Raw genomic sequence first — 773 nt, 5'->3', positions numbered from 1 at the left:
GCACACCCGGCGGGGGGGGCGCCCCCCCCCCGGCCGCGCCCCCCCCCCCGTTTCCTGTCTCTTCCTGTCACTGCAGGGATGAAAGTGGTGATTCTACCGATACGGGGTACTTGGAAACCATGGCCGGAGGTGGCCGTGACGCCAGGAACCACGGCCTCCAGCACGGCACCTCCGGCCATCCGCATCTCGTCTCGGCGTGAACGTGAATGTACGGGGCCCAGAAGCCGGGGAACCCGGCTTTCCGAGGAAGCGTCACCGGATTCGATGACGCCTGCACTAACCGCAGTTCGGCTGCGGCAGTAGCAATCAATCTCGACATGGGAGCCGTTCTTTATGAGTGACAACATCTGGGGCTACCAGCCGGCCACCGACCACACCGCAGGCACCGACCTGATCGGATACAAGGTCGAGGCCACCGACGGCAGCATCGGCAAGGTCGACAAGCACTCGGACGATGTCAACTCCGCCTACCTCGTCGTCGACACCGGCGTATGGATCTTGGGCAAGCATGTGCTGCTGCCGGCCGGGACCGTGCAGTCGGTCGACCAGGCCGAGCGGAAGATCTACGTCGCCCTCACCAAGGACCAGATCAAGGACTCCCCCGAGTTCGACAAGGACAAGCAGGTCGGCAGCTACTACCAGACCCAGCGCGGCATCTGACGTCGAGCACCAGCCCAGAAGTGGGGGGGGGGCGCGGGCGCCCGCCCGGGCGCCCCCCCCGGCCCGCCCCCCCCGCGCCGCCCCCCGCCGCGCGGCGGCGCGGGGGGGGGCGC

General features: G+C 68.4%; 1 protein-coding gene. It reads left to right on the top strand.

Translation table 11 applies throughout. The features are described from left to right. The first annotated feature begins 333 nt into the window (after positions 1-333). The gene (locus tag ACFXGX_RS40730) at positions 334-660 is read left to right on the top strand and encodes a PRC-barrel domain-containing protein (protein ID WP_384802691.1); all 327 of its coding nucleotides are present in this window, start codon (positions 334-336) and stop codon (positions 658-660) included. Positions 661-773 lie beyond the last annotated feature (113 nt).

This window comes from Streptomyces sp. NPDC059371 (assembly GCF_042751995.1).
Classification (GTDB): Bacteria; Actinomycetota; Actinomycetes; order Streptomycetales; family Streptomycetaceae; genus Streptomyces.
Note: the sequence above shows the minus strand (reverse complement) of the source record. Positions and strands in the feature narration are given on the sequence as shown.